Source organism: Sinisalibacter lacisalsi, assembly GCF_014640115.1.
Taxonomy (GTDB): domain Bacteria; phylum Pseudomonadota; class Alphaproteobacteria; order Rhodobacterales; family Rhodobacteraceae; genus Sinisalibacter; species Sinisalibacter lacisalsi.
In genome coordinates this window covers 1-20,000 of sequence record NZ_BMGI01000001.1, presented here as the reverse complement: position 1 = coordinate 20,000, position 20,000 = coordinate 1, and the positions used below count along the sequence as shown (strand labels likewise).

Here is a 20,000-nt window from a genome sequence, read left to right as displayed (position 1 = left end):
TAGATCTCCGAATGGGGCAACCCACCTGACAGTTCATTATAATTACCTTCGGGTAATTTATAGTGCGCTGAAACAGGTACTTAAAACCTGAATACATAGGGTTTTAAGAGCAAACCCGGGGAACTGAAACATCTAAGTACCCGGAGGAAAGGAAATCAACAGATACTCCCCTAGTAGCGGCGAGCGAACGGGGACCAGCCGAGCCATGAATGTGACCAGAACTGGTTGGAAAACCAGGCCATAGTGGGTGACAGCCCCGTATGGGAAGCATGATTGGACGTATTAAGTAGGGCGGGACACGTGAAATCCTGTCTGAAGATCGGGGGACCACCCTCGAAGGCTAAGTACTCCTTGCTGACCGATAGCGAACCAGTACCGTGAGGGAAAGGTGAAAAGCACCCCGACGAGGGGAGTGAAACAGTACCTGAAACCGAACGCCTACAATCAGTCGGAGGCTCCTTGAGAGCTGACGGCGTACCTTTTGTATAATGGGTCATCGACTTGGTCTCACGAGCAAGCTTAAGCCGATAGGTGTAGGCGCAGCGAAAGCGAGTCTTAATAGGGCGAATGAGTTCGTGGGATCAGACCCGAAACCGAGTGATCTAGGCATGGCCAGGCTGAAGGTAAGGTAACACTTACTGGAGGGCCGAACCCACATCCGTTGAAAAGGATCGGGATGAGCTGTGCCTAGGGGTGAAAGGCCAATCAAACTCGGAGATAGCTGGTTCTCCGCGAAATCTATTTAGGTAGAGCGTCGTACGAATACTCCCGGGGGTAGAGCACTGGATGGGTAATGGGGCCCCACAGGCTTACTGATCCTAACCAAACTCCGAATACCGGGAAGTACTATACGGCAGACACACGGCGGGTGCTAACGTCCGTCGTGGAGAGGGAAACAACCCTGACCAACAGCTAAGGCCCCCAATTCGTGGCTAAGTGGGAAAGCAGGTGGGACGACCAAAACAACCAGGAGGTTGGCTTAGAAGCAGCCATCCTTTAAAGATAGCGTAACAGCTCACTGGTCTAATTTAAGTTGTCCTGCGGCGAAGATGTAACGGGGCTCAAGCCACGAGCCGAAGCTTTGGGTGTGCACTTCGGTGCACGCGGTAGCGGAGCGTAGTGTGACATAACTCCGTTCCTCTTCTGCGCCCTCGGGTGCAATGGAGGATAGGAGTTTTCTGTGAAGCCGGCCTGTGAGGGATCCGGTGGAGAGATCACTAGTGAGAATGATGACATGAGTAGCGACAAACAGGGTGAGAGACCCTGTCGCCGAAAGTCCAAGGGTTCCTGCTTAAAGCTAATCTGAGCAGGGTAAGCCGACCCCTAAGGCGAGGCCGAAAGGCGTAGTCGATGGGAACCAGGTTAATATTCCTGGGCCAGGAGGATGTGACGGATCTCGAAGGTTGTTCTTCCTTATCGGATTGGAAGGGCCGCTTAGAGGTTCCTGGAAATAGCCCTCCGTTAGATCGTACCCTAAACCGACACAGGTGGACTGGTAGAGAATACCAAGGCGCTTGAGAGAACGATGTTGAAGGAACTCGGCAAAATACCTCCGTAAGTTCGCGAGAAGGAGGCCCAGTTTCTAGGCAACTAGAGGCTGGGGGCACAAACCAGGGGGTGGCGACTGTTTACTAAAAACACAGGGCTCTGCGAAGTCGCAAGACGACGTATAGGGTCTGACGCCTGCCCGGTGCCGGAAGGTTAAATGGAGGGGTGCAAGCTCCGAAATGAAGCCCCGGTAAACGGCGGCCGTAACTATAACGGTCCTAAGGTAGCGAAATTCCTTGTCGGGTAAGTTCCGACCTGCACGAATGGCGTAACGACTTCCCCGCTGTCTCCAACATCGACTCAGCGAAATTGAATTGCCTGTCAAGATGCAGGCTTCCCGCGGTTAGACGGAAAGACCCCGTGCACCTTTACTACAGCTTCGCACTGGCATCAGGCACAACATGTGCAGGATAGGTGGTAGGCTTTGAAGCAGGGACGCTAGTTCCTGTGGAGCCACCCTTGAGATACCACCCTTGTTCTGCTTGATGTCTAACCGCGGTCCGTTATCCGGATCCGGGACCCTGCGTGGCGGGTAGTTTGACTGGGGCGGTCGCCTCCCAAATAGTAACGGAGGCGCGCGAAGGTTGGCTCAGAGCGGTCGGAAATCGCTCGTTGAGTGCAATGGCAGAAGCCAGCCTGACTGCGAGACTGACAAGTCGAGCAGAGTCGAAAGACGGCCATAGTGATCCGGTGGTCCCGAGTGGAAGGGCCATCGCTCAACGGATAAAAGGTACGCCGGGGATAACAGGCTGATGGTGCCCAAGAGTCCATATCGACGGCACCGTTTGGCACCTCGATGTCGGCTCATCTCATCCTGGGGCTGGAGCAGGTCCCAAGGGTATGGCTGTTCGCCATTTAAAGAGGTACGTGAGCTGGGTTTAGAACGTCGTGAGACAGTTCGGTCCCTATCTGCCGTGGGTGTAGGATACTTGAGAGGAGTTGCCCCTAGTACGAGAGGACCGGGGTGAACGAACCACTGGTGGACCTGTTGTTGCGCCAGCAGCAGTGCAGGGTAGCTATGTTCGGACAGGATAACCGCTGAAGGCATCTAAGCGGGAAGCCCCCCTCAAAACCAGGTATCCCTGAGGGCCGTGGAAGACCACCACGTCGATAGGCCGGAGATGTAAGCGCAGCAATGCGTTCAGTTGACCGGTACTAATTGCCCGATAGGCTTGATTTGATCCAGTAGCAGCAAGGCTTCTGGTCGATCGAAAGCATACATACCAAATAAATGTACTCGACTTGGATTTTCGGTTTCTTTCTTGGTTTGGTGGTCATAGCACGAGTGAAACACCCGATCCCATCCCGAACTCGGCCGTTAAGCACCGTTGCGCCGATGGTACTGCGTCTTAAGACGTGGGAGAGTAGGTCACCGCCAAACCTAGTAAGGAACCGAAAGTATCTCTCTACGACGATGATATCCCCGCATAACAAATGATCTCTTTCACCGGCAGGCGTGACGGAATTGCAACATGTGTCGCCCAATGCGGCGGCGTGGCTTTTCAAATTACCCGGTTGTTCGGAGGATTGCCTCAAAAAACGAAGCAGTTGAGGCAAAGGCGTTATGCTCCAGAAGAATGTGCAGGTCATCGGCATTTGCCGTTGGTCCTACCCGGCTGATCCGGCCGATTTCCGCCGGACTCCGGACGATCTCGCGTCGGCCCGCGCCGCGCTCTATGCGGACCACCGCATGCGGCATCGGCTGTACCTCCTTGAAGAGGTCGTGCTCCCCGCCCTTCGGGCCCAGACCGACCCCGATTTCACCCTCGTCTTGCTCATGGGCGATCAAATGCCCGAACCCTATCGAACCCAGGTTCTCGACCTGGTGGCCGACGTCCCCCAGGTCGAAGTGGTTTTCGAGCCCGAAGGTCAGCCGCAACAGGACCTGATCCGAAAGGTCATGCTCGACCGGCGCGATGAGAATGCCGCAGCGGTCGCCGAGTTCCGGCTCGATGATGACGACGCGATAGCGGTCGACTTCGTTGCCGAAACCCGGGCCGTCTTCGCCGAAATCCACCCGCTCTTCGAGCGCAATGGACTGTTCGGGGTCGACTACACGCGCGGGGTCGTCTTGATCACCTCGCGCGATGACTGCAAGGTCAAACCCATAACAGCACGTTGGTGGGCGCCCGGAATGGTCGTCTACATCCGCCCGGACCTGGCCAAATCCGTGCTCGATTTCCATCACATGCGCCTTTGGCACGAGATGACTATCCTGATGCATGCCGATAAACCGATGTTCGTGCGTGGGATTCATCACAGCAACGACAGCAGCATCGAGCAGTTCGGCAAACGGTCCGGCAGATATCCGTTGGACCGAAAGAACACGCAAGCCTTCATGGAGGAACGATTCGCGATCAACTTACGCCGGGTGAAACGCCGTTGGATCAAGTCGGCCGAAGGCTTCCGCGAGCCGCGAGAAACGCGCAAAAGTTGGTGATGCCCTGAGGGGCGGCATATCATGGCGGTGTCCAGACGCCGTCAATTCTCAGCCGAGAAAGGGATATGCCACATGCCAGAGAGTACCATCACTGAACTGCTCGATCCATCAGGATTTGGCTCCGACCCATTCACCGACGTTCTGCGTGATGGAGCGCGCAAGCTGATCGAACAGGCGATCCACGCCGAGCTGGCCGCGCTCATGAACGCCTTTTCCGGGGACAAGCTCGAGGACGGGCGGGCACGCCTGGTCCGACACGGTCATCTGCCCGAACGCGAGGTGATGACCGGCATTGGTCCGGTGCCCGTGAAGGTGCCACGCGTGCGGGATAGGGGTGCTGGCGAAGACAAGGTCACGTTCACGCCCAGCATCCTGCCGCGGTATCTGCGTAAGGCAAAGTCGGTCGAGGATCTGCTGCCGTGGCTCTACCTCAAGGGCGTGTCCACAGGCGACTTCAGCGAGGCTCTGGAGGCGCTGCTTGGCCCGAATGCCAAGGGCCTGTCTGCCAAGACCGTCACGCGGCTGAAGGCCGGCTGGTGGAAAGACTACGAGGCTTGGCAAAAACGCGACCTCGGCAACCGGCGCTTTCTCTACATCTGGGCGGACGGGGTCTACTTCAAACCCCGCATTGCCGAGGAAAAACAATGTGTTCTGGTGATCGTCGGGGCGGACGAATACGGCCGCAAGGAACTGCTGGCGATGACCGACGGCTTCCGCGAAAGCACCCAAAGCTGGCGCGAGGTGCTGCTCGATCTCAAGCGCCGCGGCCTGAAGCGGGACCCCAAGCTGGCCATCGGTGACGGTGCCCTGGGGTTCTGGACCGCGCTGCGCGAGGTGTTCGCTACGACGCGGGAGCAGCGTTGCTGGGTCCACAAGATCATGAACGTGCTGAACGCGCTCCCGAAATCCATCCAAGCCAAGGCGAAGGCGCATCTGCACGACATCTGGCAGGCCGCGACGAAAGCCAAAGCCAAAGCCAACGCCGCCTTCGATTTCTTCGTCGAAACCTATGGGGTGAAATGGGACAAGGCGGTGGCCAAGCTGGTCAAGGATCGGGACGCGCTGCTGACCTTCTACGACTACCCGGCGGAAAAATGGAAACACATCCGGACATCAAACCCGATCGAGAGCACCTTCGCCACCGTCCGACATCGAACGAAACGCACCAAGGGGTGTCTCAGCCGAAAGACCGGTCTGGCCATGGCCTTCAAGCTGATGATGTCGGCGCAGAAGAAATGGCGCAAACTCGACGGCCGAAACCGCCTGCCCGAGATCATCCAAGGGGTTGAGTTCCGCGACGGCCTCCGCCAACTTCAAACTGCCGCCTGATCAGGCGTTACCAACTTCCGCGCATATCTCCGAGCCGCATGCCGTCACCGCAATGGCTGCGAAATAACCCAACCAACCCGGGCGAACGAGCATCGCAGGCAGAAATCCTCTAATTCTTCGAATTGACACATATTTTTCGTTCTTCGTGTTGAACTCCCCGTCCGTTGAGACTAGGTTCACGCCATTGGCGCGGGGTGGAGCAGCCCGGTAGCTCGTCAGGCTCATAACCTGAAGGTCGCAGGTTCAAATCCTGCCCCCGCAACCAACAAAATAAGGCCTCTGAGCAGTTTTTGCTCGAGGCCTTTTTGTTTATGTCCGTCATGTGTCCGATAAGGCAATGGTTTTCGTTCAGAGCGATGTAACGGCAACCGCCCCCGGTACACCTTTTTTGTGGTCCTCAGCACCTGAACGCACATCACTCTTCCAGATTTAGCCACAGGAAGATTTGGGTAATCCAGGTGGTTCACTTTGGTGCAGAGAATTGCCTCGCCATTAAGCTAGGACACATCTAGCGAACCTCGTTGACATTGAATGCCCATAGCGTTTCCCATGTTCAGCAGTCGACACTGGCTTGAAGGTAGGCTGGCTGCACCGCGCCTGCGAAGTACTCCGCAGCCAGAACATTGCAGCCAGATGCTCGCTCAATAGCTTCAATCTGTTTCGGTTTCAAAACAGGCAAAGGAGGGATGAAGTCCACGAGGAAATTGTCTTGTACCCACCAAGAGACCCAAGCGCTGCCGGCCTTCGAAACCCGAAATGTGTATTCATCAACGACAACCGTCGAAAACTCATCTCTGCCGTAGGGGCTTTGTTCGCAGGACGCGAGAACCGACGCTGTACCTGCTATTGCCAAGAATGAAACCAAGTGAAAACCTCTAGACACCGTTTTTCTCCTCAAATCGAGTTTTCATAGATTGAGCCATAGTTGCAATCCTGAAGGTACGTTTGCTAAACGCATCTATGCCTGAACACGGGGCTAGCGCCAGATTGAATTGGCGTGCCTCATTTCTGCGAGGGCAGCCAGGAACTTTCGGCGACCTACTCCACTACCTCATTAAGGTCCCCTATGACACTGCGGAACTGCTCGAGCGCCGCTTCGAGGTTCTCAACGATCTCTGTGGCCAGCACGTCCGGTTCCGGCAAGGCGTCCAGGTCTTCGAGGCTGTCGTCCTTGAGCCAAAAGATGTCGAGGTTGAGCTTGTCTCGGGCGACCAACTCCTCGTAAGTGAAGCGACGGAACCTCTCCGTCTCCTGCCTATCGTTGTAGCACTTGATGAAGTCGTCGAAGTCTTCCCGCACCAGGCGCTTGGTCTTGAGCGTTTTGTGGACGTTGGTCCGGTAGTCGTAGACCCAAAGCTCCCGTGTCTGCGCCTCGCGCGACGCTGGCCGCTTGTCGACGAACAGAACGTTCGCCTTCACGCCGGGGCTGTACCAGATGCCGGTGGGCAGTCGAAGTAGCGTGTGGAAGTTGAACTGCTCGAGGAGGCGCTTACGGATGCCCTCCCCGGCCCGGCCGGCCTCGAAGAGCACGTTGTCAGGCAGCACCACGCCAGCGCGGCCGGTGTCATCCAAGATCGTCATGATGTGCTGCAGGAAGTTGAACTGCTTGTTCGAGGTGGTGAACTTGAAGTCGTCGCGCTCGTAGTTCTCCCGCTCGGTCGTGACTTGGCCATCCTCGCCGATCACCTTGTAGCTGGATTTCTTCCCGAAGGGCGGGTTGGTCAGCACCACGTCAAAGCGGTCAGTCCCGGCGGAGGCAAGCGCGTCGCGCTGCACCACTGGGCTGCCGCCATTGCCGATGCCGTGCAGGTAGAGGTTCATCGCACAGAGGCGCACCACCTCGTCGACGATATCGACCCCGTGAAAAGAGGAGTGCCGAAGCTCACGGAGTTTCTCGCGGTCCTGCGACTGGCCCTTCATGTGGTCATAAGCGGCGAGCAGGAAGCCGCCAGTGCCGCAGGCCGGGTCGCAGACGGTCTCGCCGATGCGCGGGGCCACACAGGAGACGATGGTCTCGATCACCGGACGGGGCGTGAAGTACTGGCCGGCGCCTGACTTCACCTCGGAAGCGTTCCTCTCGAGGAGCCCCTCGTAGATCTCGCCCTTCACGTCCACGGTCATGCCGATCCACGGGCCTTCCGTGTCGATCAGGCTGACCACCCGCTTGAGCTTGGCGGGGTCAGAGAGCTTGTTCTGCGCCTTGCGGAAGATGGTGCCGATCAGCCCGTCTTCCTTTCCGAGCGCCTCCAGAGCGCGCCTGTACTGCGCCTCTAGGGCCTCTCCGTCCTCCGCGACCAGCGCGGCCCAATTCCATTGGGGCGGCACTGACGAGGGCTCACCGAGCAGCTCCACGCGCTCCTGGTCCATCTTGAGGAACAAGAGGAAGGTGATCTGCTCGACGTAGTCGCCATAGGAGACACCCTGATCGCGCAGGACGTGTGCGTAGTTCCAGACCTTGGAGACAAGCTGTTCTCTGGTCATCAGGAGGCCTCCCACGATTTCAAGATGAGCGGCTTCGCCCATTCAAGATCGGCGTGCGACCTGATGGTGAGTTCGAGGTCTCCCGTGCCGAAGTGGCCCACCTTGCGCACATCGCGGGAGAAGCCGTCTTCGAGCTCGACCGTCTCCGGGTTCACCTTGAGATAGACCCGTAAAGCCCCAAGCTGTGGCCGCACCTCTACACAGGCGAAGTTCTTGATCCGGCGGAAGGCAATGTAGAATTGCAGGACCTTCTTGATCACCTCGTCGCCGAGGCTCATGAGCACGGCCTCAAGATCGGCATAGAGGTTGGCAAGGTCGGTGTCGGCGTCGCCGAGGTAGTCCGAGACGGTCTTGTACTTGACCGCCTTCGGCAGCGCCCCGCCGTCAACACTGGGTGCCGGCGCGGCCGAGACGGCGGTCAGGAGTTCAAGCGACAGCAGCTCCTCGCCGAAGGTCTTGTATCGCACCAGCTCGATGTTGCGGCCCATCTGGTTGACCGCGTGGGTGTCGTACTTGGTGAAGTCCGCAGCGATGCAGATCAGGCGTGGTGCGGTCCAGTCGATATGCTCGGCGGCCTTGGCGCCCAGCGCCTTCATCACCAGCACCTCGAAGTCGCCGCGGTGGTCCATGAGCCAGTCGAGGTAGAACAGCCCCTGGTTGATGACGTTCTCGCTCGACGTGCGCTTGTACTCGATGATCACCGGCGAGCCATTCTCGTCGAGCCCCAGCGTATCCATGCGCCCGCCGTTGCTGGTGACGTACTCGGAGGCGAGGAAGCGGACCCCGAGGAGCGCGTCGAGGTTGTGCTCGAACTGGGTCTGCAACGCCTTCTCCAGCGGGGCGGTGGACCCCGCGAGCTCGGCGAAGGCGCTGCCCTGCCGGCGGAACACCTTGATGTCACTCATGCCTTGGCCTTTCTGGTCTTCTTCCCGGGTGCCGCCGCGCGGATGCGGGCGAGGAGCGCGCTGGCGGGTTCGTCGGCCGGGTCCTGCGGGACGAGGCGGCCGGCGAAGGCCTGTTTCAGGATCGACTGGCGCAGGGCGGAGGCGCGGGCGAGCTCCGTTTCGCAGAGCCTCTCGAGTTCATCTGCTCGCGCCAGTTGAGCTTCGACTACCGCGACGATCACGGACTGTTCAGCGACAGAGGGCACGGGCACTGGCAACCTGCTGAATTTTGATTTGTTGATGATCGGCAAGGTCGTTGCTGCGGCATTGGCCCATATCTGTGCTTGGAACGCGCTCCCGACGAACACCCAGTACAGATAGTCTCCCAAGGCCACAGTGTCGAAAGGTTCGACCGCGTTGATCTGTTGGTTAAAGGCCGCTCGGTCGAACCTGTTGACCCCGGTCTTTCCCGTAGTCGCACCGATGCACGTGACCAAGACCGCGCCCTTGCGCACGGTCCGCGACGCGTCGGCGCCTGCATCCGTGAGGAACTCCCGAGCTTCGGCGACCAAAGCACCCTGATCCAGATCGGTGGGTTTTAGGAACGGGATGTCTCCACCGAAGAAGGCGTCCTTCTTCGCAGACGCAGGCGTTGCGCCGGTCGTCACTTCTCCCACTGCGTCAACCGCCGCCCACACCCACCCTTCGGGCAGCTCGGGCAGGTCGGAGGTGTCCGGGGTGACGGGTTCCTTGTAGCGGCTTCGGCCGGCCCACGTCTCGCGGCGAGTGTCGAGGATACGGGCGAGGAGGTCGCGGCCGTGATCGAGCTTGTCCCGGTTCTCCGCCCGCCAGTCGGCGGTGAGCGCGCCGGTGACGGCGGCCTTGAGGACGGACTGGCGGTAGCGCTTCAACAGCCCCTGAACCTGCCGCACCGCCTCTTCCCCCTTATCGAGCTGGACGAAGAGCACCTCGATCTTCTCGACGATCCGGCGCTGCTCTTCGCTGAGCGGCAGCGGAAAATCTAGACCGGCCAGACCATTCAACCTAATCCCCTTGACCGTGGTCCCGGTGCCCATCGCCTCGATCCTCTGGGCCATTGACAGAAACCAGAACTCAACAAACGACTTGTCCATGCCCTCGGCTGGGAAGAGTGCTTTCAGGTCTTGATTGATCGCGGTCTCAAACGGCGCCCGCACGATCTTCCCGAGCCCCATCCGGGTCGCGATGACCAAAGTATCTGCAGGGACCAGCTTCGCGCTGCTGTTGGCCAGTGCCTCGGCGGTGATATTGAAACCGGTCCCGCTCGGCCGTCTTGACCTCATGTCTTTGACGGTCATCAAAGGTATGTCGCCTTGGAAGTAGTCCTCACGGTCCTTTGAGGGCGTTCCACCACCGATGATGCTGGACAAGACATCGCCAAGCTGGACCTTCATCCAACTTTGTGGAAGCCCATCCTCCATCACGCGACCAGCGCCCCCTGCAGATCATCGAGCATGTCGTTGAGCCCCTCCCCGAAGGCCGCGCGCGCGGCCACGATGCCGCCCCGCTCGATGAGGCCGGGGACCTCCATGAAGTCGCGCGGCGCGATCTCGGCATTGGCCGCAATATACGAGGCGATGGCGCGAAGCCACCCCGTCTGCGCTTCCGAGTAGTCCCGCCCGGCCTTCTTCTCACGCCCGAGCCAGAGGTTGAAGCGTTGTTCCACCTTGTCGGCGAAGGGCTCGAGCAGCTCGTCCTGCCCCAGCGCGAAGCGGACGAGGCCGACCACCTCGGTGAGCTGGTCATCCACCGGCGCACCGCGCACCTTGGCCGCCTCGAGCCGCCTGAAGGCCTGCCAGACGTTGGCTGTGGTCAGGTAGTGCGGCGGCGCGGTGAGGGCTTCCACGAGCTCCCTGATGCCTGCGTAGGTCAGCTTCTGCTGCCCGCGGGGCTGGTTGTAGATGATCTGCAGCGCGGTGAGCTCGTCGCGGTTCTCCTCAATGAAGCGCCGGAAGGACGTCACCGTCTCCTCCGCGTGCTTGAGATCGAAGCCGGCGCCAAGCACCTCGTCGGTGGTGACCTCGTCGATCACCTGCTCGGTCTTCTGCTTGATAAGCTTGAGGTGGTTACGAGCGTCCGGGCTGTCGAAGGGGGCGCAGGCGGCCTCCACCATCTCGTCGATCACCGCCTTCTCCTGCTCGGGCGTGGTCACCGGCCCATACTTGCGCTCAATCTCGTCCTGTTGGGTATCGGGGTCGATGGCATCGAGCAGCGCGTTGGCGAGGTCGCGTGGGGTCTTGCCGCCAGTAAGCTCGGCAACCCTCTGGCGGTCCTCGTCGTCGAGCTTGCGGTCGAGCGCGGCGAGCCGGGCGGCGAGCGACGAGAGCGCGTCCTCGTCGCGCCGGCCTTGTGCGATCTGGTCGATGAGCGCGTCGAAACTCACCGAGCGCTTGCGTTCAAGCGGCTGCGAGGCCGACTTCTTCGTCTCCGACACCCCAACCGCATCGATCAGGATGAAGCGCGTCTTGGTCTTTGCGTCGGGCGTCACGGCGCGCAGGTCTGCATCGGGTATGGTGCGCACCCCACGGCCCTTCATCTGCTCGTAATACCCCTCCGACTTCACGTCGCGCATAAAGATGAGGACCTCGACGGATTTAATGTCGGTGCCCGTCGCGATCATGTCCACAGTCACGGCAACACGCGGGAACGGGTCCACCCGGAAGGCTTTAATCAGCGTCTTCGGGTCCTCGCCGGTGTTGCGGTAGGTGATCTTCTTGGCGAAGTCATTGCCCTCACCGAAGACCTCGCGCACGGCGAGCACGATCTCCTCGGCGTGGTTGTCATCCTTGGCGAAGATGAGCGTCTTAGGAAGCCAGTCACCTGAACGCTCCGGGAAGAGCTCGGTGAAGACCCGGTCCTTGTAGGTCTGCAGGATGGTCCTGATCTGGTTCGGGTTCACCACCGAGCGGTCGAGGTCCCGGCCTTCGTAGTCGATGTCGTCGTCGAGCTCGCGGTAGCGCACCGCTCGGGTCCGTTTGTCGCGCACCGGCACCTGGAACCCGGCTGCCTCCACCCTACCGCCCTGCTCCGTCACGCTGGTGCGAATACGGTAGACCTCGTAGCCCACGTTCACCCCGTCCGCCACCGAGCGTTCATAGGGATACTCGGCCACAAGGTTCTGGTTGAAGAAGCCCAGCGTGTGCTTCTAGGGCGTCGCGGTTAGGCCGATGATCGAAGCGTCGAAGTACTCAAGCACCTGCCGCCAGAGGCCGTAGATCGAGCGGTGGCACTCGTCGGTGACAATGAAGTCGAAGGTCTCGATGGGGATGGCGGGGTTGTAGGTCAGCGGTGGCACCTCGCCTTCCTCCCCTTGCCACGTCTCGAAGGCCGAAGCCTCCTCGTCTTCTGGGTCGAGCTCCTCGCCTTTCAGCATCGAGTAAAGCCGCTGGATTGTGGTAATCACCACCTTGGCGTCGGGGTCGATCCGGTGCGAGTGCAGGTGCTGGACGATGTAGGTGTCGGTGAAACGGTTGGCGGCGCCGTGGGGCAGGAAGTTCTGAAACTCCTTTAGCGTCTGGTCGCCGAGGTTGTTGCGGTCGACGAGGAAGAGGATGCGCTTGGCCCCCGCGTGGCGGATGAGGCGGTAGGAAAAGGAACAAGCCGTGAAGGTCTTGCCCGCCCCCGTCGCGAGTTGGATAAGCGCGCGCGGTCGGTCGTCGCCGAACGACTTCTCGAGCTCGGTGATTGCCTCGATCTGGCAGTCGCGAAGGCCCTTCGTGTTGAGCTCCGGGAAGGCCTGTAGGCGGCCCCGTAGCGTATCGCTACCCCCTTGCCATTCAAGCAGCGTCTCGGGCCTGTGGAACGCAAACAGGCGCCGCGAGCGGGGCTTGGGGTCCCGCATGTCGCGGAAGAAGGTCTCGTCGCCAGTGCTCTCGTAGTCGAAGCGCAGCGTGTCCTGCCATCTCGCGAGGTGATCGGGGAGCTTGGCCATGTATTTTGCGGACTGCTCGGCCACACCGCTCAGGGTCACTCCGGTTTTCTTGGCCTCGATGATACCGGCGGCTTTGCCACCGACGAACAGCAGGTAGTCGCAAGGCCCCGCTGGGAGCGGGAACTCCCGCACTGCGACCCCGAGCGCCGCATTGCGGTTCATCTGGTCACGGTCCTGGATGTCCCAACCAGCGTTAGAAAGCAGCCTGTCGATCCTCTCGCGCGCTATCTGTTCCGGTGCAACCATTTTCGAGGCCTATGAATTTCACGATCACACCGTAACGACCTCAATGGACTTCGCAACCCGAAGGTGATCGGTCGAGTGTTGTCCGACGCCACCACGCAGGGGTATGTATGTGCACGCGAGAAACGCTCGGATCAGTCAATGCTGATGGAGTCGATACCCATCTCCGAATAGAGGCGCATCGCGAGCGAGCCGGTCCCGATGAACTCGACAAGCTCATCTTTGTCCTCAAAGACCTCGACCTGGACCTTCTCTTTGCCACTGCTGTAGCGCGGCACACCGCGCGTGACGACAACGTACTTGCCGCCTTTGGTGAGATACGCGTCCAACTCGGTCCAGAACTTCACGTTCGGTCGTTCGGAGCTTGCGTTCCCCAGATGCTTGCCAGTCAACTTCACGTCGGGCGCATTGGGAACAGTGATTGTGATTTCTTGCATGAGATTAGTCCTCGTTGCGTGAAGTGCCCCTAAAATCCAAGACACCTGCCTGTTTTAGTTTCTGCTGCCTGCTCCAGGCATCTTCACGCCCCTTGGGCACGCAATACAACCTCAGCCGCGGCGCGCGCATCCTCTCCGGCGTCATGGTGACTGAACACCAAGCCGAGATGGTTCTTCAATGAGGCGAGGCCGTGGCCCCCGTTTCCCTTCAACTCCGGCCAGGCTTGGCGTGCGATCTTGACGCTGTCACGCCAAGCCCATTCCGGGGCATCAAGGCCGTCCCTGTCGCATGCTGCATTGATGGCACTGCGATCAAAGCCAGAGTGCTGATAGACAATTTGGCCTTTCAGTTCAGGAGCGATGACCGCAAGGACTTGCTCGAACTGGGGAGCGCCTTTGACTGTGTGTTTGGTAATCCCGTGGATCCCCGTACAAGACCAATCGAGCGTTCTTGGGTTGACGTAGCTCACCCATGTTTCGATAGAGCCATCCGTTCGAACACAAGCCACCCCCACTTGGCAAATGCTCGAGCGTTGGCCGTTAGCTGTTTCAACATCCAAAGCAAAAAAGCGGAAAGGACCTTTCGGGAATGAGGGCAAGATCGGCGCAATCTGTGCGGGAGCTACCTTTTCCTCCACCGCAAGGTAACGGGCACGTTGGCGATCGATAGCGGCGCGTTCAGCAACTCCGAGCCCTACCTTTTCGATCAGCGTGTCGACTAGGTCTTCAGGCTCGTCATATCTCTCGGAGCCGCGCCTATTCCATTTCCGGGCTTCAGCCGGCGCAAGGGCAATCACGGCGTCCTCTAGTCCCGCAATATCGGCGTCATCAGGTAGGGCCACCCAAACCGCGCGACAATACTCGGCGATGAAGGTGTTGCGGAGAGCCTTCGCGATCTTGCCGTCAGCCTCAGTAGCAGGATCTTTGCGTGTCCGCCACATGCGCCCAGTGTTGTACATCTCGGAGAAATAATGGCTCATGCCTTCCGACCCAGTCCGGTGCTTCTCGTGAATACGTACATAGAAGGATTGTTTAGAAGACTTGGTCGAACCGATATAGCGCAGGTCTCCAGCGTGATCGATAAGGCCGTAGATGCCGCGTGCGTCTTTGGGCGCCTCGAAGGTCCGGGCGGGTGTCATGTTCTGAAGTTGGGCGAGGATGACTTCGGGGGAATGTGCCATTGGATCCATCAAATCAGTTGAAAATGGGGCGGTCAGCAAATGCGACCGTAATGATCTTGTCGGCCACGACGACAACATAAGCGCCGCGTCGGCGATATGACTCCACAACTTTCGGGAAATCACGCCCGAAGTCGCGGCGAAGTGCTGACAAGCTTTCTCCGCTCAAGGCAAATTTCCGAGCACCGTCGCCAGCTTCCCGTGAGATGCCATAGTCAAGTATCATTTGGGCTATGCCGGGTGGGATGGAACGCGCGGTGGAGCGTTCATGTGCATGCTTGGTCATGCGGTAGCAGGTTTGCATGGCGTTCTCCTTCGCTGGGAATTTGAAGCTGCTCGACGTGTTCAGGTTTGAGAGGCGAAATCCGCGCTCGAAATCCGTACCCAATCTTCTTCACGAACGATGCCTGGCTTGCCACTGGTGGCACTCGGTCGCCGCCAGAAGGCAACTTCCATGTCCCGTAGTTCTGCCAAGGCCTCGTCGAAGGTTTCGACGGTGAGTTCGTTGCCTTTCGGGCCAATCCGAAAGCCGTTTTCCGTTTTGAGTCCGGGGTGGAAGATCGACCCATCTTTCGCACGGGGCACGATACGGCTAGTTGGCGTTTCCATTTCGGTCTCGCCGGCAGGCGTTTGCGGCTCGCGCCAGATAGAAGCCAGGTACCCGTCGCCCTTCCGCTTTTCCAGCCAGGTCAGAGCGACCTCTGGCGGAACCAAACCATTCTCGCGTTTAAGGTGCGGAGTCTTGCCGGAGATTAGGCCGCGCATTCGGCTTTTCGAGATGTTCCCCAGCTCGGCGAGGTCCAAGGGGTCCACCGGCTTGCTGCGATCAAGTGAGAGCCGGCAACGAGCCATCGCCACGGTCTTTTCGAGTTGTTCGGCCCGATCCGAGCCTAGCCACTCGTCCATCGGGCATCGCTTGAGGAAATTTTCGGCTGTTTCGACTTTTTCTGCGAGTCGTGCCTCAATCACGGTGGCGTCTTCGCCGGGCTCAGCCGCGATGTCGATTCCGTATTGGGCGAACGCGCTCAGATCATGCAGGAGATGCCCCATGGGCCATTCCGAGAATGCCATGCTTTCGTTTTCCTCCAGGAGATCCCGCCATCCGTCCTCTGCCTCTCCGCCCAGGTCAAGCGGGCCAAGGGCGATCTTCATCGCCGGGTCCGCATGCTTTCGTCCGACGATCTCACAAAGAAAGTCACCTGCCGCACGGACCAAATGGGCGAGCGTCACGCCGGGGTCGTTCTCAAAGTCGTAGAGCTGATGAAAGTCGTTTTTGCGTTGTTCCAGGTTATCCATTCTAAATCCAAGCAATGAGCATTTCCGGTGCTTGATGTATGAGCTGATTCGCCGGAAAAGTAAAGAGCTACGAGCAAAAATTTTGCTCGTAGCTCTTTGATGTGGATTTGCGTGCAAGGCCAAATGCGATTGGCGGCTTGGGGTGTGCCCGAACGCCCTGTCTCAAATGCTACCTATCAACGGCGCCTTTCCGATACGTGTCGGTTGACGCTCACGGTAGATGTCGAGTTGATGCACATGGCCACGATCGATCATGTTTCCGGTCTGGCCCCTTAGGACTTTTTCACGATCTTGCTGGAACTGATCCTCGAATACCCGGATCCGACCAGCAATCGTGCCTGAGCCTTCGGCGAGAACGGGAAAAACACTATGGAAAAAGTCTATGCACTGATCCTCGATTTCATAGCCCATGCCGAGGGCCGCGGCGGCCCAACCGCGGAGAGTGCCGTACTGGTAGTAAAGGGGGCGACCCTGCGTGGGTCGCAGGTACATGGGTGGGTATGCCCTAGGTCCGTGGCCGCGGATGCGCCAGCTGTGCAGCGTGGCTGGTTTAATGTTCAGTAGGGCGGCGGCGTCGGTCGAGGAGAGGAGCCACCAAGGAGGCATAAGCGGCCAATTGGCGGGTTCTTTGAAGAGCTTTGCGGCGGGAAGAGTGTTCATAATTTGTTCTGTTTTGCCTTGAAAGTTTGGTGGCGGTGTAGGTGCTGTAGGATATTTCCAAACCCTGTATTTTTTTCCCAACATGGGAGGTTAGGAAAATACCTACACCACCTACACCAAGTCAGTCGGCGGTGCTGAACACCGGCCGATGCTGCAGCCGCACCCCTACCCAGGCCACGCCAGATTTGGATCGCTGTTGGCGATATCCTTTCTTGTGCAATTCCTGGCGGAACTGAGGCATGCTCAGGGCTCGTAGGCCGCCCATACCGCACCATACCTGATACCTCTGGTAAAGGGCTTTCGCCCCAACGGTTTCGCCCTCTGCGGCCTCGGTTGTGTCGTTCAGAAACGACTGCACCATGTCTGAGGAGGCCACGAACTGAGCCGCCTCTGCCCTGAGGTCATCCGGCAGGGCGAGACCAATTTCATGGTACTCGTGATATCCTTCCAGGAGAAGGTTCAGGATCCCGGACGCTTCGCCTTCAAGCGTCCGTCCCAGGCTTGCGTCGCGTTCGTCTTCCGGGACAATTGACTTGAATGGAAGCAGGAGCAATCGCCGGGCGAGGGCCGGATCTGCGCCATCGATGACGGGGAGGGCATTGGTCGTCATCAACAGGGCAAATTTGGGCCTGTACTCAAACTCTTTGCTGTAGAGGGACCTCGAGGTGATTGTGTCCCCGCCGGTGAAGCGTTTGATCAGGGCCGCATCGAGGATCTCTCCTTTCGCGAGTTCTGAAGTGACCGCCAGATATACGCCATGAAGACGGGCGATATCCGTGCGGATCCGATCAGATTTTTGCTTGATCAATGTCACGGGCTCGACGTTCGCGGCGTAGTCCCCCAGGAGGTGCGACACTGCGTTGATGATGGTCGATTTCCCGTTCGCGCCAGCGCCGTACAGGATCGCGAAGACCTGTTCTTTTGGATCACCCATCAGGGCGTAGCCCAAATAGCGCAACAGAAAGGCCTGGTGCTTGGGTGGCAGAGCCGTGGCGAGGACGTGCTTGAAGGCCGGGCAATCTGCATCTGGATCGTAGGCAACGTTAGCAACCTTGGTAAGAAAATCAGAGGGATCGTGCTCCCTGAGATCGCCGGTCAGCAAGTTGAGGGTCCCATTATGGACATTCAGAAGACCAGGTTCGCAGTCAAAGTCATCGACACTCGCTCTGATCTCTGGATCACTGACCACCAGCGTCTCGATGGCCTTGACCTTGGCGCTGGAGAGGTACTTATGGGCCTCACGAGCTGCTTCCAAATCGCCGCTCGATTTCACCGCTTGAACGAACTGCTCCAACTGGCATTTGACCTTTTCCCGAGCCAGAATTCCGGACGGGTCTGCGGCCCAACGCTTGCCGTCGAACACTGTCCATCCAGATTCCGGGACGTAGCGGCAACCCTCCATCGTCGCCGCGATTCCGCGCGAGATTGGCAGGTCAAAAAGGTCCCCACCACGGCCCGGCGGGTATTTCGAGACACTCGAGGCGATGCCCATCACCTCACGATCGTCGAGAGGATCGGTCCCGGTATTGTTCGCCGCCCGCAGCATCTCAAGGATCCCCTGTTCATCGAGCCCTTGCCGGCGAAAAAATCCCGCCAAACTTGTCAAGTTATTGTTGCGGGCTCCTGGTTTGATGAACCCTAGGGGAGCTCCGTTTGTGTTGGCCACGTGGTGCGTGGGCCGGCTGAGTTTTTCAACCAGCCACGTCGGCGCGACGGGCAGTTTGAGGTCACGAAGGTTAGGCGACATGGGGTTCCTCCCAAGCATAGAGGTTTCCAGATACATGATGTGAGGGTGGAGCCACGACGTATCCGCCATCCCCGCGGATATCGATGTTTTCACCCAGCTTGCCGGCGCTGTTCCGGACATTGATTTGAGGGTTCATCAGGTAGATGTGCAGACCGCCGCTGCCGGTTCGAACGCAAACGTCACGAGGCAACTGACCGTGTTCAGCTTCGAGGGTTTGCAAGCTCACGAAACCGGTCTTGGACGGCCCGTCATCGACGTCGACGACGAACAGACCCGATATCGGACCGGTAGCGATCCCAATATTGGCCCCGGGATAATTGGACCACCATTCATTTATGGCGTTGAGGTCTGTCGTGGCGTCTTTGAGCCCACGGCCTCCTAAGGGGTGCTTCCCGGCGGAACTGCAGTCCGCCTGCCCGCAGGTGCAAATGCCATCCACGATGCCGTGAACTGGAAAGACTGCCCAGCCTCGAGCGGCGTATTCAAGTGCGTGATCGAGCATCGTCATTGCTGCACCTCCTCGAAGGTGCGCAAAGGCTGGGTTTCGTTTCGTGCGAGCCAGGCGTCGACTGCTTCTTTGCGGTAGAGGACTGTTCGTCCGACTTTGCACCGCGCTGGGCCAACGCGACGCGCGTGCCAGCGATTGAGAGTGCGCAGTGAGACGCCCAACAGGGCGCCGACTTCCGAGGGTTTCAGGTGTGTGTTGTTATTTGACATCGCTGTCTCCGTTTGTTTCGCGATGGCACACTGATAGCTTAGATTGTCTTTTTGTGAATCCCGGGTTTCGGGAAATGACTGAAAAGAAAGACATTTCCCGAAATCGCAGCCAAGTATGTGTTGGCGGACTCACTTGTGACGAGTCGCAAGAGACTGCCCGTGTCCCAGTCGTTTTTGGCTAGACGGTGCGCCTGATCACCACAATGTCCGACCGTCCCATTGGCTACTGCAGCAAACGCTCAAGTTTGAGACGGATCTCGAAGTGCTCTGGCGGAGAACTGATTTGCGGCACTTCGGAGAGGGTCGTCCATCAAGTGGGCATACCGCATTGTTGTCTGATGCTGAGAGTGGCCCAAAAGCTTGCCGATAGCCTCCAACGGTACTCCATCAGATATCAGGACCGACGCAAAAGAGTGGCGCAGGTCATGAACTCGAAGGTCGAGCAGGTCTGTCTCTTTTTTGAGCCAAGCCCAAGGGCGGTTCAGATCCGGCATATGTGTGCCGGTTGAGGTGGGGAAGAGGTAACTGCCATTCGCAGATTCTTCCATCGCCGTAAGCAGGATTAGGGCCTCATTTGACAACGGGATACGTTTTCGTATCCTGTCCTTGCTCTTGTGAGGCGGGCGGTTCCATATGCCTTGCTCCAGATCGAGGTCACCCCATTCCAGGGACAAAACCTCGCCGCGTCTGGCGCCGGTCAGGACAAGCAGGCGGATCGCGTTGGCGGCTCGTTGGTTTTCCATTCTGTCGAGGGCCTCAAATACCCGCTCGTATTCCGCGGGGGTCAGGTAGCGCTCACGTGGGTGCTCTGGATTCCTGCGAAAACCATCCGCTGGATTCTTTTCAATCCAGCCCCAGCGGATCGCCAGGTTGAGGGACTTCCTGAAGACCTCAAGGACACGATTTGCACGTGTGAGCCCGGCTTCACTGACACTTGCATGGAGGCGATCGACATGATTGCTGGTCAGTTCTCTCGTAAGCCTCCGGGGAGGGCCGTCTTTCTGACTTGAGGCTCACGGCGTAGGTCCGGCGCTATGTCCGACCATAGATACAGACCTGAAGTAGAGATC

16 protein-coding genes, 1 tRNA gene and 2 rRNA genes (1 of these 19 running past the window's edge) are annotated in these 20,000 nt (G+C 58.8%); 5 read left to right on the top strand and 14 right to left on the bottom strand.

Annotation, left to right across the window (positions count from 1 at the left end):
* From IEW01_RS00095 to IEW01_RS00075, 5 genes are all read left to right on the top strand, one after another.
* A 23S ribosomal RNA gene (locus tag IEW01_RS00095) occupies positions 1-2,728 on the top strand; it begins 107 nt to the left of the window's first position.
* Between the two features lie 86 nt (positions 2,729-2,814).
* Positions 2,815-2,929: ribosomal RNA gene (gene rrf, locus IEW01_RS00090) — 5S ribosomal RNA — on the top strand.
* Between the two features lie 183 nt (positions 2,930-3,112).
* Positions 3,113-3,988: a glycosyltransferase gene (locus tag IEW01_RS00085; protein WP_188525575.1), complete on the top strand. Its 876-nt coding sequence runs from the start codon at positions 3,113-3,115 to the stop codon at positions 3,986-3,988.
* Positions 3,989-4,060: 72 nt separating this feature from the next.
* Entirely contained in the window at positions 4,061-5,317 is a 1,257-nt protein-coding gene (locus tag IEW01_RS00080; RefSeq protein WP_188525574.1) for an IS256 family transposase, read from the top strand.
* A 188-nt stretch (positions 5,318-5,505) separates the two neighbouring features.
* Positions 5,506-5,582 (top strand) — tRNA-Met (locus tag IEW01_RS00075).
* A gap of 773 nt (positions 5,583-6,355) precedes the next feature.
* Here IEW01_RS00075 and IEW01_RS00065 read toward each other — a convergent pair.
* The 14 genes from IEW01_RS00065 to IEW01_RS00005 form a co-directional block, all read right to left on the bottom strand.
* Entirely contained in the window at positions 6,356-7,798 is a 1,443-nt protein-coding gene (locus IEW01_RS00065; protein ID WP_188525572.1) for a type I restriction-modification system subunit M, read from the bottom strand.
* The gene (locus IEW01_RS00060; RefSeq protein WP_188525571.1) at positions 7,798-8,703 is read right to left on the bottom strand and encodes a DUF5655 domain-containing protein; all 906 of its coding nucleotides are present in this window, start codon (positions 8,701-8,703) and stop codon (positions 7,798-7,800) included. The genes IEW01_RS00065 and IEW01_RS00060 overlap by 1 nt, the downstream gene beginning before the upstream one ends.
* Positions 8,700-10,115, bottom strand: a complete 1,416-nt coding sequence (locus IEW01_RS00055) for a restriction endonuclease subunit S (protein ID WP_188525570.1) — start codon at positions 10,113-10,115, stop codon at positions 8,700-8,702. Before IEW01_RS00055 ends, IEW01_RS00060 begins: the two co-directional genes overlap by 4 nt.
* Positions 10,116-10,141: 26 nt before the next feature.
* Positions 10,142-11,833 (bottom strand): type I restriction-modification enzyme R subunit C-terminal domain-containing protein, encoded by a 1,692-nt coding sequence (locus IEW01_RS17660; protein WP_229737989.1) that lies wholly within the window; start codon positions 11,831-11,833, stop codon positions 10,142-10,144.
* Between the two features lie 33 nt (positions 11,834-11,866).
* Positions 11,867-12,898, bottom strand: a complete 1,032-nt coding sequence (locus tag IEW01_RS17655; protein WP_229737987.1) for a DEAD/DEAH box helicase family protein — start codon at positions 12,896-12,898, stop codon at positions 11,867-11,869.
* A gap of 131 nt (positions 12,899-13,029) precedes the next feature.
* The gene (locus tag IEW01_RS00045) at positions 13,030-13,332 is read right to left on the bottom strand and encodes a hypothetical protein (protein WP_188525569.1); all 303 of its coding nucleotides are present in this window, start codon (positions 13,330-13,332) and stop codon (positions 13,030-13,032) included.
* A gap of 83 nt (positions 13,333-13,415) precedes the next feature.
* Entirely contained in the window at positions 13,416-14,513 is a 1,098-nt protein-coding gene (locus tag IEW01_RS00040; RefSeq protein ID WP_229737986.1) for a 3'-5' exonuclease, read from the bottom strand.
* A gap of 13 nt (positions 14,514-14,526) precedes the next feature.
* Positions 14,527-14,814 (bottom strand): hypothetical protein, encoded by a 288-nt coding sequence (locus tag IEW01_RS00035; RefSeq protein WP_188525568.1) that lies wholly within the window; start codon positions 14,812-14,814, stop codon positions 14,527-14,529.
* Between the two features lie 41 nt (positions 14,815-14,855).
* Positions 14,856-15,806 carry a hypothetical protein gene (locus IEW01_RS17650; protein ID WP_229737985.1) on the bottom strand — a complete coding sequence of 317 codons (951 nt, stop codon included), beginning with the start codon at positions 15,804-15,806 and terminating at the stop codon, positions 14,856-14,858.
* A gap of 162 nt (positions 15,807-15,968) precedes the next feature.
* Complete coding sequence (locus IEW01_RS00025) at positions 15,969-16,550, bottom strand: hypothetical protein (protein ID WP_188525567.1); 582 nt, start codon at positions 16,548-16,550, stop codon at positions 15,969-15,971.
* Between the two features lie 37 nt (positions 16,551-16,587).
* Entirely contained in the window at positions 16,588-18,213 is a 1,626-nt protein-coding gene (locus tag IEW01_RS00020; protein ID WP_188525566.1) for a phage/plasmid primase, P4 family, read from the bottom strand.
* Positions 18,203-18,721, bottom strand: a complete 519-nt coding sequence (locus tag IEW01_RS00015; RefSeq protein WP_188525565.1) for a bifunctional DNA primase/polymerase — start codon at positions 18,719-18,721, stop codon at positions 18,203-18,205. Before IEW01_RS00015 ends, IEW01_RS00020 begins: the two co-directional genes overlap by 11 nt.
* On the bottom strand, positions 18,718-18,930 hold the full coding sequence (locus IEW01_RS00010) for a helix-turn-helix transcriptional regulator (RefSeq protein ID WP_188525564.1): 213 nt from the start codon (positions 18,928-18,930) through the stop codon (positions 18,718-18,720). Before IEW01_RS00010 ends, IEW01_RS00015 begins: the two co-directional genes overlap by 4 nt.
* Before the next feature lie 239 nt (positions 18,931-19,169).
* The gene (locus IEW01_RS00005; RefSeq protein WP_268236800.1) at positions 19,170-19,718 is read right to left on the bottom strand and encodes a site-specific integrase; all 549 of its coding nucleotides are present in this window, start codon (positions 19,716-19,718) and stop codon (positions 19,170-19,172) included.
* Positions 19,719-20,000: the final 282 nt, after the last annotated feature.